Annotated in this window: 11 protein-coding genes; 2 read left to right on the forward strand and 9 right to left on the reverse strand. The window is 44.3% G+C overall.

What is annotated here, in order from left to right:
• Positions 1 to 10: 10 nt before the first annotated feature.
• The 3 genes from ileS to murJ all read right to left on the reverse strand — a co-directional run bounded on the left by ileS (position 11) and on the right by murJ (position 5,502).
• Positions 11 to 2,869 carry an isoleucine--tRNA ligase gene (gene ileS / locus AACV12_RS17610; protein ID WP_170901107.1) on the reverse strand — a complete coding sequence of 953 codons (2,859 nt, stop codon included), beginning with the start codon at positions 2,867 to 2,869 and terminating at the stop codon, positions 11 to 13.
• Between the two features lie 63 nt (positions 2,870 to 2,932).
• Entirely contained in the window at positions 2,933 to 3,868 is a 936-nt protein-coding gene (ribF, locus tag AACV12_RS17615; RefSeq protein WP_026028079.1) for a bifunctional riboflavin kinase/FAD synthetase, read from the reverse strand.
• Between the two features lie 71 nt (positions 3,869 to 3,939).
• Positions 3,940 to 5,502 (reverse strand): murein biosynthesis integral membrane protein MurJ, encoded by a 1,563-nt coding sequence (gene murJ / locus AACV12_RS17620; protein ID WP_026028080.1) that lies wholly within the window; start codon positions 5,500 to 5,502, stop codon positions 3,940 to 3,942.
• Positions 5,503 to 5,759: 257 nt separating this feature from the next.
• On the opposite strand from murJ, the gene rpsT reads away from it, so the two are divergent.
• Positions 5,760 to 6,020: a 30S ribosomal protein S20 gene (gene rpsT / locus AACV12_RS17625; RefSeq protein WP_026027444.1), complete on the forward strand. Its 261-nt coding sequence runs from the start codon at positions 5,760 to 5,762 to the stop codon at positions 6,018 to 6,020.
• Positions 6,021 to 6,172: 152 nt separating this feature from the next.
• Here rpsT and AACV12_RS17630 read toward each other — a convergent pair whose 3' ends face one another.
• Positions 6,173 to 6,466: an ArsR/SmtB family transcription factor gene (locus tag AACV12_RS17630; protein ID WP_026028082.1), complete on the reverse strand. Its 294-nt coding sequence runs from the start codon at positions 6,464 to 6,466 to the stop codon at positions 6,173 to 6,175.
• A 274-nt stretch (positions 6,467 to 6,740) separates the two neighbouring features.
• A complete protein-coding gene (gene nhaR, locus AACV12_RS17635; RefSeq protein ID WP_026027442.1) occupies positions 6,741 to 7,631 on the reverse strand; it encodes a transcriptional activator NhaR in 891 nt (296 codons plus the stop codon).
• Between the two features lie 371 nt (positions 7,632 to 8,002).
• Here nhaR and AACV12_RS17640 point away from each other — a divergent pair, with 371 nt between their 5' ends.
• Positions 8,003 to 9,148 (forward strand): Na/Pi symporter, encoded by a 1,146-nt coding sequence (locus AACV12_RS17640; protein WP_170901109.1) that lies wholly within the window; start codon positions 8,003 to 8,005, stop codon positions 9,146 to 9,148.
• 103 nt (positions 9,149 to 9,251) lie between these two features.
• On the opposite strand, the gene AACV12_RS17645 is transcribed toward AACV12_RS17640, so the two are convergent.
• Genes AACV12_RS17645 through ptsP form a run of 4 tightly spaced genes read right to left on the reverse strand, consistent with a single transcriptional unit; the run spans position 9,252 to position 14,012 of the window.
• A complete protein-coding gene (locus AACV12_RS17645) occupies positions 9,252 to 10,103 on the reverse strand; it encodes a thymidylate synthase (RefSeq protein ID WP_017043268.1) in 852 nt (283 codons plus the stop codon).
• A gap of 15 nt (positions 10,104 to 10,118) precedes the next feature.
• Positions 10,119 to 10,922, reverse strand: coding sequence for a prolipoprotein diacylglyceryl transferase (lgt, locus tag AACV12_RS17650; protein WP_013857591.1), 804 nt, complete (start codon positions 10,920 to 10,922; stop codon positions 10,119 to 10,121).
• A 43-nt stretch (positions 10,923 to 10,965) separates the two neighbouring features.
• A complete protein-coding gene (locus tag AACV12_RS17655) occupies positions 10,966 to 11,757 on the reverse strand; it encodes a TSUP family transporter (protein WP_170901111.1) in 792 nt (263 codons plus the stop codon).
• An 8-nt stretch (positions 11,758 to 11,765) separates the two neighbouring features.
• On the reverse strand, positions 11,766 to 14,012 hold the full coding sequence (ptsP, locus tag AACV12_RS17660; protein ID WP_019281127.1) for a phosphoenolpyruvate--protein phosphotransferase: 2,247 nt from the start codon (positions 14,010 to 14,012) through the stop codon (positions 11,766 to 11,768).

Below are 14,012 nucleotides of genomic sequence, written 5' to 3' on the forward strand. Positions count from 1 at the left end.
CCCAATATTATTAAGCGAACTTACGAACTTCGCCTTCACCATCCACGTTCGACACACAACGGCCACAAATAGTTTCATGACCAGTGATAGTGCCAACGTCAGGAGTATGATGCCAACAGCGATCGCACTTCTCTGCTTCGGTTGCGCTCACCAACACAAACAAACCTGCAGTTTCCGTTGCTTGTGCCGCATCGCTTTTCTCAGCCAGAGGCTTCACTATCGCTTTTGATGTCAGCAGTACAAAACGCAGTTCATCTTCAAGCTTGTTCAACTTAGCCACTAAAGCGTCATCAGCAAACAGCACCACTTCAGCTTGTAATGAGCCACCAATGATTTTTTCACTACGAGCAGTTTCAAGCAACTTGTTCACCGAGCTACGAACTTTTTGCATCTCTGCCCAAAATTCATTGTTCAACTCTTCGCCTTCAGTTAACCCAAACAGACCTTCAAACCACTCACCCGTGAAGACAAATTTTTCACGCGGCTCGCCGTTAGCTTGCATCGCTGGCATTTCGTTCCAAATTTCATCAGCCGTAAATGACATGATCGGTGCCATCCAACGAACCAAAGCCTCAACGATGTAATACAGCGCCGTTTGACAGCTACGCTGTGCATGTGCACCTTGTTTAGCGGTGTATTGGCGATCTTTAATCACATCAAGGTAGAACGAACCCATTTCAATTGAGCAGAAGTGCATCAAACGTTGGATCACGCCATGCGTATTATACTCTTCATATGCTTTGACAATTTCTTGTTGCGCCGCAAAGGCACGGCCTACAGCCCAGCGATCCAGCGACACCATCTCGTCTGCTGCAACCATATCCGTTGCTGGGTTAAACCCATTGAGGTTGGCTAAGAAGAAACGTGCTGTATTACGGATACGGCGATAAGCATCCGCCGAACGTTTTAGAATTTCGTCAGAAACCGCCACTTCGCCAGTGTAATCAGTCGATGCAACCCATAGACGCAGGATGTCTGCACCCAGTTTATTGGTGACATCTTTTGGCGCAACCACGTTGCCGATTGATTTTGACATCTTGCGGCCATGACCATCGACCACAAAGCCATGCGTCAATACTTGTTTGTAAGGCGCAGCACCTTTCATTGCTACCGATGAAATCAATGAAGATTGGAACCAACCACGATGCTGATCTGAACCTTCAAGGTACAGATCTGCACCGTGGCCATTGAACTCTTCACGCTTATCAACAACGGCGTAGTGAGTCACACCAGAGTCGAACCACACATCCAGTGTATCGAGTACTTTTTCGTAATGCTTGGCATCTTCTTCGCCCAAGATCTCAGCAGTGTCGACATCCCACCACGCTTGAATCCCTTTTTGTTCTACCAATTGCGCCACTGTTTCAATCAGCACAGGGCTATTAGGATGAAGTTCTGCCGTCTCTTTATGCACAAATAGCGCAATCGGTACACCCCAAGTACGCTGACGAGAAATACACCATTCAGGACGACCTTCAATCATTGCTTCGATGCGGCTTTGACCCCATTCCGGCATCCATTGTACGCCTTTGATCGATTCTAAAGCTTGGGCGCGCAGACCGGCTTGCTCCATAGAGACAAACCATTGTGGTGTTGCACGGAAAATGATTGGGGTTTTATGACGCCAGCAATGAGGATAACTATGCTCGTAGGCATGGTGGTGCAACAAAGCACCTTTTTCTTTCAGTACTTCAAGTACAGAGTCATTCGCTTTAAACACATGTTGACCAGCAAATAGCTCGGTGTCTGCTAGATATACGCCGTTTGAACCGACAGGGTTGGCTACTTCAAGGCCGTATTGCTGACCGACCACGAAGTCTTCTTGACCATGACCAGGTGCAGTATGAACGACGCCAGTACCCGATTCAGTAGTTACGTGCTCACCCAAAATCGCAGGCACAGTAAATGCGTAAAATGGATGATTAAAAGGCATTAGTTCAAGGTCTGCACCTTGGCAAAAACCAAGGTTGTGGTAATGACTGATACCAGCACGATCCATGACACTTTTTGCAAGTTCTGACGCAACGATAATGCGTTCAGCAGGGCGTTCACCGTCTGCTTCAATTTGCAACAAAACATATTCAAGATCATCACGTAAGCAGACTGCGCGGTTAGCTGGCAAGGTCCAAGGTGTGGTTGTCCAAATGACAATCGACACTTGACCGTGGCCGGCGTGATCAGCCGCGAGCGTGAACTTTTCAAGCAGCGCCGCTTCATCGGCTGCTTTGAATCGTACGTCAATCGAAGGTGACACTTTATCTTTGTATTCAACTTCCGCTTCAGCCAGTGCTGAACCACAATCAGTACACCAGTGAACGGGTTTGAAACCTTTCAGCAGGTGGCCTTTATCGGCAATTTTACCCAATGCGCGAATAATGTTCGCTTCGGTGGCGAAATCCATGGTGCGATAAGGTTTATCCCACTCACCCATGATGCCCAAACGCTTAAAGCTCTCTTTCTGGCCTTCCACTTGACCTGCTGCATATTCACGGCATTTTTCACGAAACTCAGCCGCGGTCACTTTCTGGCCCGGTTTGCCGACTTTTTTCTCTACCATCAATTCGATAGGTAGCCCGTGACAGTCCCAACCTGGGATGTAAGGCGCGTCAAAACCAGATAAGGTTTTCGATTTGATAATAATGTCTTTAAGAATCTTATTCAGTGCGTGACCAATATGAATATCACCGTTGGCATAAGGAGGGCCATCGTGCAATACGAAAGATTTTTTGCCTTTTTTGGCTTTACGGATTTCGCCGTAAAGATCTTCTTGATACCAACGCTTTAACATTTCTGGCTCACGTTTAGCCAGATCGCCACGCATTGGAAACCCTGTTTCAGGTAGGTTCAGGGTATCTTTATAATCACTCATCGATTCTTAATTCCGTTATATTGGGCGACGTTAGACATGATATTAATCGGTGGAATAATCCGACTAATTCTTTAGCTGATGCAACCACACCCTTGCCGCATCAGCATCCAATTCAATTTGTTGCTTTAACGCTCCAAAAGATTCAAATTTCTTTTCATCTCGAAGCTTATGTAAAAGTGCCACTTCTAGCTGTTTGCCATATAAATTGGCATGAAAGTCAAACAAGTGTACTTCAAGTTGTTGGCGAACCCCGTTGACTGTTGGCCTATTACCAATATTGGCAATTCCTCCGATAGGCGAGTTATCAAGGCCATAGACATTGACGACGTAAACACCAGAGACCGGTGAAACACAGCGCTTAAGCGGAATGTTCGCTGTAGGAAAACCAATGGTTCGCCCTAACTTTTGACCATGCGACACTCGACCACTGATACCGTAATCACGACCGAGCATCTGCTTAGCTAACACTAAGTCATCGCTTGCTAAAGCGTTACGAATAGCAGTACTACTCACTCTTTGTTGTTGCAAGCAAAAACTGTGGGTACTTACCACCTCAAAACCAAACTGTTGTCCAGCTTGCTGCAGCATACTGAAATTACCTTGGCGATTTTTACCAAAACAAAAATCATCACCAATCACCAGAAACTTAACACCCAACTGAGCGACCAACAAGTCACGAATAAAAGCTTCTGCCGTTAAATTAGCAAAGTGCTGGTTAAAATTCACACATAACAATCTGTCAACCGACTGCTTGTTCAATTGCACAAATTTATCACGTAATCGAGTTAATCGAGCTGGTGCATTGTGCTTGGCAAATAATTCTAATGGCTGCGGTTCAAACGTCATGACCACCGAAGGTAAACCCAATAATTGCGCTTTCTTGGATACTTGCTTCAAAACTTGCTGATGTCCTAAATGAACACCATCAAAGTTTCCGATGGTTAATACACAGCCATGATGCTGTGGCTTGATATTGTGAATGCCGCGAATCAATTCCATTAGAAAATGCTTAAAACCTATAGTTCTCAATTAGCAAGGTGCGAAACCGACGGATTATATACTAATCACCATTAATCTGTCGCCGCTTTTAAGTCTTTTAAACGCACGCCAAGCACGGCTAGGCAAAGCAAATAACTGACCGCACCGATACTGATCAGCATCACCAATGATGTAGCCCTCTGTGTCAGACTCCACTCTAGCCACGTTGACATTTCTTCCAATTGCCAAACAATGACCACAACCATCGCACTGCTGGCCACCATTAAGCGAATAATAAAACCAATAGTTTTACGGGTGATCTGATACACCCCTTGCACATGTAACCCTCTGTAAAGCAGTGCCATGTTGATAAAAGCAGATAATGACGTAGCTAACGCCAAACCAACATAACTTAAATGCCACGCTAAAAGTGCATTGAAGACCATATTAGAGATCATGGCGATAATGCCATAACGAACTGGCGTTTTGGTGTCTTGCCGAGAGTAGTACCCTGGTGCGAGCACTTTGATCAGCATAAAACTGATCAAGCCCAAACCAAATGCATAGAGTGACAACGCCGTTTGATTGACATCATTCGGGGTAAACTCACCTCGCATAAATAGCACCATAAGCATCGGTTTTGCCAACACAATCAGGCCTAACATCGCAGGAAAACCGAGCAGACAAACCATACGAATACCCCAATCCATGGTTTGCGAAAATCCTTCGCTGTGGGCATCGACATGTTTACGGGATAATGCGGGCAAAATAACGGTAGCAATCGCAATACCAAATAAGCCTAACGGAAATTCTAGCAAACGGTCTGAATAGTAAAGCCAGCTAATGGAGCCCGTTTGTAAGAAGCTGGCGATGAAGGTGTCCAGCAATAAGTTAATTTGACTGACCGATACCCCAAAAAGAGCGGGCAACATCAAGGTGCGAATTTTCACAACCCCCGGTTCATTCCAACCCCATTGAGGCCAAACCAATAAACCTGCTTTGAGCAAAAATGGAATTTGAAATAGAAACTGGACCAATCCCCCAAGAAGGACGCCAATCGCCAAGCCAATTTCCGGTTGCTGTAAGTGCGGCGACAAAAACCAAGCGCAACCGATGATCATCACATTCAAAAATACAGGGGTAAAAGAAGAGACGGCAAACTTGCCCAGGGTATTGAGAATCGCTCCTGATAAAGCAACAAAAGTGATGAACCATAAGTAAGGAAAAGTGATTTTTAATAATAAACTCGCAAGCTCAAACTTATGCGCATCAGGACCATCATTAAGCCAATCTAAAAACCAACCAGCCCCAAACAGTGCCGTGACCGCACCAGAGCATAAGATCCCCACAACAGTCACCAAAGTGACAATCACCCCCAATGTGCCAGATGCTTTAGCGATCAGCTCGCGTGTTTTATTGATATCTCCGGATGAATGGTATTCGGTCAGTACTGGAACAAACGCTTGAGAAAAAGCCCCTTCGGCAAATAGCCGACGTAAAAAGTTAGGAATTTTATTAGCAAAGAAAAAAACATCGGCACTCGCACCTGCCCCCATCAAATTCGCAACAACTACGTCACGAACTAGGCCCAACACACGAGAAATCAACGTCATAGCACTGACAATCAAGCCAGATTTGAGTAGGCGTTTGCTCACTATTACCTCGAAAAACAAGCCAAAACGTCATTATCCACAACAACACATAAGGAATGTCAGTGCGAGATCAGATAAGTATTAGCATTGGAAAAAAAATACTGTTAGAATCCCCGCATCTTAACCGCGATGACCTTCCTATACCAAAATTTGTTTGGCCTAGAACGGTTTTTGCACAAATCATTTGACAATTGAGAGCAAATAAGGGATATTCCCCGCCCTTAAATTGTCACCGAACTAAGTTTTTGGGAGTTAGACCCTTGGCAAATAGTAAATCTGCTAAGAAGCGCGCTATCCAAGCTGAGAAACGTCGTCAGCATAATGCTAGCCGTCGTTCTATGATGCGCACTTACATGAAGAAAACCATCGCAGCTATCGCAGCTGGCGATAAAGAAGCTGCAACTGCTGCATTTGCTGCAGTTACACCAATCCTTGACCGTATGTCGACTAAAGGTCTTGTTCACAAGAACAAAGCTGCTCGCCATAAGTCTCGTTTCGCTGCAGCAATCAAAGCTCTATAATTTAGACTTGGTTCCACGCGAAAATAAAAACCGGCTAAGGCCGGTTTTTTTATATCTGCAATGTCAAGTAAAGTATTTACTCTAATTTTAATATAAAAAAATCCGAACTATGTTACTGAAACATAATTTCGGATTGTGTATTTTTCAAAACACTAGCGGCAGTATAAACCGTGTAACAACTCAATCATCGCCTTGATCTCATGGCTGCTGAGTGTGTAGTAAACCGTTTGAGCTTCTTTTCTTGTATCCACTAACCCATCTCTTCTTAACCAAGCAAGATGCTGCGAAAGTGCCGATTGACTCAATTCTAATTTCCCACATAGCTCACCAACCGACAGTTCTTGATTGTGTAATAAACACAATATTTGTAGGCGTCTTTCGTTAGCCATAGCCTTTAACAACACCACTGCTTTAGCGGAATTTTTTTCCATTTCTTGTAGGTTCATGAATAAGCTCCCTTGGAACAACTTCTTACATCAAACGCATCACAAGTTTGCATCTTCCTTAACCCAACAGGTTATGAGTTTATAAGTAAGGTTAGTACCTTTTTCTACGTAGTTTAATTGTTATACCGTTTATGACGGCAACCATTCAATAGAGCGTCAATAACGGCATCAGAAGGCGTATAACCAGTTTAGATTAGTATTACTTGGCAAGCGATAATTAATAATATTGCTAGATAATGAGATAGTAATCTATTTATCGTTAGTAGTGAAAGCATCATACAAACAAATTATTAAAATCTGCATCGCAAACATTTTTCACTGCCGGATGTTGGATCATCCTCTCAGCAAAAATGACGTAGTACTCTTCTTTTAAATCATCAATCTGACCGATGAGTTGCAAAGGAAGATCATCACCAACTTCAGTCACATAGATTGAGGGTGCTAAAAAAATTGCATCATGATGATAACGCGCAAAAGCTTTCATCAATGCCGCATCATCAAACTCCCCCAGAATATTCGGCTTCAGGCCTTGACGGTCAAACCATTGCAATAGATTACGCCCCATCGCGGTTCGGCTTCCCGGTATCAACAACTTTCTCTGCTCTAAAATGGCGGGAAAAGAGACATTTTCAACCTTGCCTGAACAAAAAAAACTCATGTGACTCTCACCCAGTTTTTTGCTGAACAGGCCCGGGCTTTGGCTGGAATCGACGGGATAATCAGAGAGAATCATATCCAATTTGTGTTGTGAAAGTTGCTCTAACAACATTTCATGGGTCGATTCAAAACAACGCAAGTGGATACTGCTATCGGCCGGGACCGTCGTCATCAGTATTTTACTGACAAGCCGTTTAGAGAGGGCATCCGCCACTCCTACATCAAACAGCAGATTAGAGCGCTGACTATAATTGACAATATCGAGCATCTCATAACTTAAGCCGAACATCCGGTCAGCATATTTAAAAACCAGTTGCCCAAGTTCTGTCGGTTCAATGCTACGACCATTACGCTTAGTAAGCTTACCATCCATGCGCTCTTCAAAAGCCTTAATTTGCCCAGTGACGGTTTGTGGAGTCAAGAAGAGTGCTTCTGCAGCTTTAGTGACCGATCCCTGCTTGCATACCATCCAGAAGTAGTAAAGATGATTATAGTTGAGGTGAAACATGATAAGGACACTCAATTTTATCTGGTCGTTGTTTATAACAAACCCAAGCCAAATGAGCAATTAACTCGGAAAAACCGAACTTAAGAACGTTAGCTAATCTTAATACCGAGCAGTTAGAGTTCAAAAATGACAACTTCGTCATAAAATATCTAAAACTAGCGTCCCTCGCCCTCCTCCTCCACGTTGTTAAAATCGCATAACATCATGAAAATTCAATAAATAAAGAATTAAAAGTCACCGTGAAACTTGTTTTTATCAGAGTTATCAATGAGAAACCCACTGTCATATAAATGAAATAATTATTCTCTACTATCTCGCTCAGATTCAACAACAGACCGAACAACACTCAAAAGGTCAATGGAGAAAAGAAAATGAACCAAGCGACAACTACTGCTGCACCCATTGCGAGTACCACTCGTTGGCTGCGTTGGGCGAACTTGGCATTCATGCTCTACCTACTGCTACTTGCAGTGGCGATGGTAGGTAGTGGATTTAAATGGGCGACAGGTGATCAAGCTAAGGTACTGTTTGAGTTTGCCTCACACCCAATAGCGGGGTTGATGATAGGGTTAGTCGCCACAGCATTGATTCAATCTTCAAGCACCGTAACCTCTATCATTGTCGGTCTTGTGGCTGGCGGATTACCTGTTGAAATGGCGATCCCAATGGTTATGGGTGCCAATATTGGCACCACAGTAACCAACACGCTTGTTAGCCTTGGACACGTTCGTTGCCAAGTCGAATTTAAACGCGCTTTTGCAAGTGCAACAATTCACGACTTCTTTAATCTTTTGGCGGTACTAATTTTCCTACCGTTAGAGATGATGTTTGGTATTTTAGAGAAAATTTCTCATTGGCTTGTGTCACCTTTGCTCTCTACTGGTGATATGAGCATGAAAGGACTCGATTTTATCAAACCTATCACGAGCCCAATTATCACGGCACTAAAAGGCCAGCTGATCACTTTTGGTGAAGTTGTAGGTGGCGTGATGTTGATTGTTCTTGGTATTGCGACCATTTTTGTGGCTATCACTGTCATGGGTAAGCTCATGAAGAGTTTGATGGTGGGTCGTGCGAAAGAGATACTCAAAGATGCCATTGGGCGCGGACCGCTGCACGGAATCCTTTCAGGTTCAATCGTCACTGTATTGGTTCAATCTTCTTCAACTACCACCAGTTTAATGGTTCCGCTGGTCGGCACTGGTGTATTGAAAGTACGCGATGTTTACCCATTCACTTTAGGGGCTAATATTGGCACTTGCATTACCGCCCTACTCGCGGCAACGGCCGTTTCTGGAGAGTTTGCGGTTTTTGCCTTGCAAATTGCCTTAGTTCACTTAACGTTTAATTTACTCGCTACGCTACTAATCTATGGGGTTCCGTTTTTACGTGAACTGCCAATTAAAGGCGCAGAAATGATTGCTGAGATGGCAACAAAGAATAAAGCGGTCGTTGCGGGTTATTTACTATCGGTCTTTATCATTATGCCTGGCGGTATACTGGCACTAACGGCTTAAGTAACGAACAAACCACACGACAGATCAAAAAAAATCCCCGAGCAACGCTTCGGGGATTTTTTACAACTAGAAAACAGTACTTTTTAATAATGCGAGAGGGCAACTAAACCGAAAACGGGTACTGGATTGCATCATGGCATTGGTAGCCTTCAATCCAGAAATCATCCAAGGTAACCCAAGTTTCAAGATCTTCTAGCGTTTTAATTTTCGGGTTGATATGAAACTTCGCCATAGGGAGCGGTTCACGCTTAAGTTGTACATCTTTCATCAACGCCAGTTGGTCTTCATAGATATGCGCATTGACGATCTTATGGTAGGCCACGCCCGCTTTTTTGCCGGTAATTTGCGCCATAATTGCGAGGAACACGTAGACCTGAACCATATTAAAATTCAAGCCAAGCGGGACATCACACGAGCGTTGCGTACTATTGAGATACAAAGTATCACCCAACAACGAAAAGTGATGACTGTACATGCAGGGGCGCAAGCAACCCATATGAAACTCACCTGGGTTGTAAAAGTTTAGGATTTCACCTCTATCATCAACGCCACGTGAAAGATCATCAACAATCTTACGCAGTTGATCAATCTGCCCACCATCCGCCTTGGCCCACGCACGTCCTTGAACGCCATACACGCGGCCCATATCATCTTCACCTTTGCGGTATGGATTGTTAAGCCAAGCTGCATTTAAATTCGCATTCGCATCCCACGTTTTGGTTCCTAAAGCGCGAAAGTCGGCTGCATTATCGTAGCCACGAATATAACCAAGCAGCTCAGCAACTGCGGCTTTCCAGAAGCTTTTACGCGTTGTCACTAACGGGAATTGATTCTGACCTACATCGTAGGTGAGATCAGCGTTAACCACCGTTAGGCAGCGTTTGGCGGTACGTTCATTTTCGATCCAAACGCCCTCATCAACAATTCGCTGACAAAGTTCAAGATACTGTTTCACAAACTATCCTTAACACTATTGAGTCACTTTATGGTTAACCTTGTACGCCCATACCATCATCAGTGCACCGACAATGATCATCGGTAGCGACAGGATTTGCCCCATGGAGATAAATCCAGCGAACAATCCTAATTGTGCATCAGGTTCACGAACATATTCGACAAGGAAACGGAATGTTCCGTAGCCTATCAAAAATAGCCCTGAGACTGAACCAATTGGCCGATTTTTGCGGATAAACAGGTTCAATATAATAAACAGCACAATCCCTTCTAAGAAAAACTCATAAAGCTGTGATGGATGGCGAGGCAAAGGCCCGCCGTTTGGAAAAATGATCGCCCATGGAACATCGGTTACTCGCCCCCACAATTCACTGTTCATGAAGTTGCCTAGTCGTCCCATGCCTAAACCAAATGGAACCAAAGGAGCCACAAAATCGGCGACACCAAAAAACGTTCGGTTATTTTTCCGTGCATACCAAAACATTGCACTGATCACGCCAAGTAGACCACCATGGAAAGACATCCCGCCTGTCCACACTTTAAAAAGATAGAGCGGGTCTTGGAGAAACAGATCAAAATTGTAAAACAACACGTAACCGACACGACCACCAATGACCACCCCTAAAAATCCAGCAAACAGCAAATCCGAGACTTGCTCACGAGTCCAGCCACTATTTGGTTTGTCCGCTCTGCGATTGGCAAGCCACATCGCAAAAACAAAACCAACTAAATACATTAAGCCGTACCAGCGAATGGATATAGGGCCAATCGCAATCAGCACGGGATCAATATTTGGGAACTGTATAAAACCCTGAGACATAAACGTGTTCTCTTACTAAAAATGAGGTGAAGATAATAAGTGATTAAAACAGCATAGTTGCCGCTATAACCATCAGAAAAACGGAGAATATTTTTTTCAATACCGCCGTCGGTAACTGAGTCGCGTAACGCGCTCCTAATCGAGTAGTGAGAATTGAGGTCGAAGCAATGGCGACTAACGCAGGTAAATAGACATAGCCAATGCTGTAAGGTGGTAAATTCTCCACTTGATAACCGTGCAAAATAAAACCAATCATGCCAGAGATTGCGATCACACACCCACAGACAGAAGAAGAACCGACGGCTTTACGCATTTCAACGCCATGACGATTCAAAAAAGGAACGGAGAGCGAACCGCCACCAATTCCCGCTAAACTAGAGACAATACCAATACCACTGCCACATAGCATGGTCACCCACGCACCGGGCATCGATCTTTGCATTTGCGCTTTTATCGATAAAAACATTTGAATCGCCAGGCAAAAAACAATCACGCCAAATACTTTCGGTAGATATTGAGTCGGAATCACATCTGCGATCATTGAGCCAACAAACCCACCGACGATAACGCCGGGCATGAGCCACTTGACGACAAACATATCCACATTGCCCAATTTAAGGTGATTTAATGCCGAAGAAGCCGAAGTAACAATGATGGTCGCTAGCGATGTCGCTAACGCTAAATGCATACTAAGTTCGGGGGAAATACCCGCCTTGGGAAGCAAAAGAAGCAACGCCGGAACGACAATTAAACCACCACCAATGCCCAGTAAACCAGCCATAAAACCAACGACTGAGCCCAATAACACCATCAACACCATCAACTCAAAATTCACATTGCTTCCTATTTTTTGCCTGCGCGGATAAAGCCAGCAAAGCCTTTATCTTCAAAGTATGAGTGCATCATATTATAAATGTCGTTGCCGTAAGGTTGCATCAACGCTTTGTCAGCAAGTCGCTGTAACTGTCCTAATTGAGAGTGCCTCACCAAATATTTGACCTTGGCTACGTTGGAGGTATTCATACTTAGCATGCGATAACCCAAACCAATTAATAACAGTGAACCGATAGGGTCTCCGGCCAACTCACCACACACACAAACAGGTATACGATGAGACTGGCAAGTCTCTAAAATCTGTTTAAGCGCCATCACCACCGCTGGATGCATGGAGTCATAGACATCAGCAACATGTGCATTGTTCCGATCAACGGCCAACAAATATTGGGTTAAATCGTTGGTTCCAACCGAAACAAAGTCCACTTTGCTCGCAATCAATGGTAGAAGATAAATCATCGATGGTACTTCAATCATAATGCCAATCTTGGGCATTATGATCCGATCATCAACGCTAGAAACTTCTCGATACGCTTGCTCAATCAACCGCATTGCGTCGTCCAACTCTTTCGTTCCTGAAATCATGGGCAATAAAATGCTGAGATTTTGGTTATCGCCGCTGGCACGCATCATCGCCCGCAGTTGAATCAAAAAAATATCGGGATGATCGAGCGTAAAACGAATGCCTCGCCAACCAAGAAAGGGATTGTCTTCTTCAATAGGTAGATAAGGCAGTGCTTTATCGCCACCAATGTCTAACGTTCTCATCACCACCCGTTTATCAGGATAAGCGTTCAAAACGCTGCGATACTGCTGCACTTGTTCTTCTTCTGATGGAAAGCGATGTTGCAGCAAAAAGGAAATTTCGGTTCGATACAGCCCGACACCATCAACCCCTTGGTTAATTGCGATGTTGGTATCCGCACTTAATCCAGCATTGAGCATCACTTCAATACGTGTGCCATCTTGCGTAAAAGGAGCTTCTGCAATGGTTTCATTAACCATTTGAGAAAGTTCGCTTTCTTCATAAGCTAAAGCGCGATATTCCGCCAGAATTTGTCTATTTGGTGAGATAAAAACCTTGCCGCTATAACCATCGACAATGCCCTTTTTACCGTTGATCTCCTTGAGATTAAGTGAAATCCCCATCACTGCGGGAATGCCCAGCGCCCGTGACAATATTGCTGCGTGGGAATTGGCAGCCCCTTCTAAAGAGACCACCGCCAGTAATTTATCTTTAGGAATAGCGGCGAGAATTGAAGCAGTAAGTTCGCGTACCACCAAAATGATCGGTTTATCAAGTTGCTGCTGATCATGCTCAGTGTTGTGCAAAAAGAATAGCAGTCGCTGACCTAGCTCACGAATATCCTGTGCACGCTCACGTAAGTAAACATCTGACATCTTCGCAAAACGGTTGGAATAACTCTCCACAACTTGCCGTAATGCCCAATCTGCACGATCGCCTTTTTGGATCTGGCTTTTCAGATCGTTGCGTAGCATCGGATCATTGAGTAGATGAGTAAAGAGATCGAAGATGGCTAACGCATCTTTATTAATATCACTATCGAGTTTTTTTCTTAAACGACGAAAATCGTTCAAGGCGCTTTCTACCGCCAGCACTAGCCACTCTTGTTCTCGTTCAATATCGAGCGTTGAGGCGGGGTAAACATCAGACAGTTGAGGCTGGGTGTCATCCCACCAAAACTCACCAATCGCGATGCCAGATGACGCAGCAATGCCACTGGTGGATAACTGCTTTTTCGAAAGCAGCCACTGCCCTTGTGTTTGAGCATGAGCAATAATCACGGCCACTTGCGCCGCCAGAGTGACAATAAAAGACTCTTCCATCTCACTAAATAAGCGAGGTGTTTTTTGCTGCACGACCAAGACACCCAATACTCGCTTGCGATGAATAATCGGCGTACCAAGAAAGCTTTGATACACCTCTTCGCCAAGCTGTTTGAAGTATTTAAAATTAGGATGTTTCGACGCTTCAGCAATGTTGATTGGCTCAGCTGAACGTTTCACTAAGCCCACTAAACCTTCGTCAAAACCGATGTGGATTTTGTCGCCTTTGAACTTTAAGCCTTGCGTTGCCATCAGTTCTAGGCGATGTTTTTCTTCGTTAGCAAGATAGACAGTGCAACACTCGGTACTCATCGCATTGCACGTTTGCTTAACCAAAATATCCAAGGCTTGGTGTACATCTTCTACCTTGGATACTTGTTCAACTATTTCCCTTAGCTGAGAGAGCAT

This window comes from Vibrio sp. 2-2(8) (assembly GCF_963888495.1).
Classification (GTDB): Bacteria; Pseudomonadota; Gammaproteobacteria; order Enterobacterales; family Vibrionaceae; genus Vibrio; species Vibrio anguillarum.

Bases quoted from the DNA above. Each gene is read 5' to 3' on its own strand.
- ileS (WP_170901107.1), bottom strand. From the start codon at position 2,869: ATGAGTGATTATAAAGATACCCTGAACCTACCTGAAACAGGGTTTCCA.
- ribF (WP_026028079.1), bottom strand. From the start codon at position 3,868: ATGGAATTGATTCGCGGCATTCACAATATCAAGCCACAGCATCATGGC.
- AACV12_RS17630 (WP_026028082.1), bottom strand. From the start codon at position 6,466: ATGAACCTACAAGAAATGGAAAAAAATTCCGCTAAAGCAGTGGTGTTG.
- nhaR (WP_026027442.1), bottom strand. From the start codon at position 7,631: ATGTTTCACCTCAACTATAATCATCTTTACTACTTCTGGATGGTATGC.
- AACV12_RS17640 (WP_170901109.1), top strand. From the start codon at position 8,003: ATGAACCAAGCGACAACTACTGCTGCACCCATTGCGAGTACCACTCGT.
- lgt (WP_013857591.1), bottom strand. From the start codon at position 10,922: ATGTCTCAGGGTTTTATACAGTTCCCAAATATTGATCCCGTGCTGATT.
- ptsP (WP_019281127.1), bottom strand. From the start codon at position 14,012: ATGCTCTCTCAGCTAAGGGAAATAGTTGAACAAGTATCCAAGGTAGAA.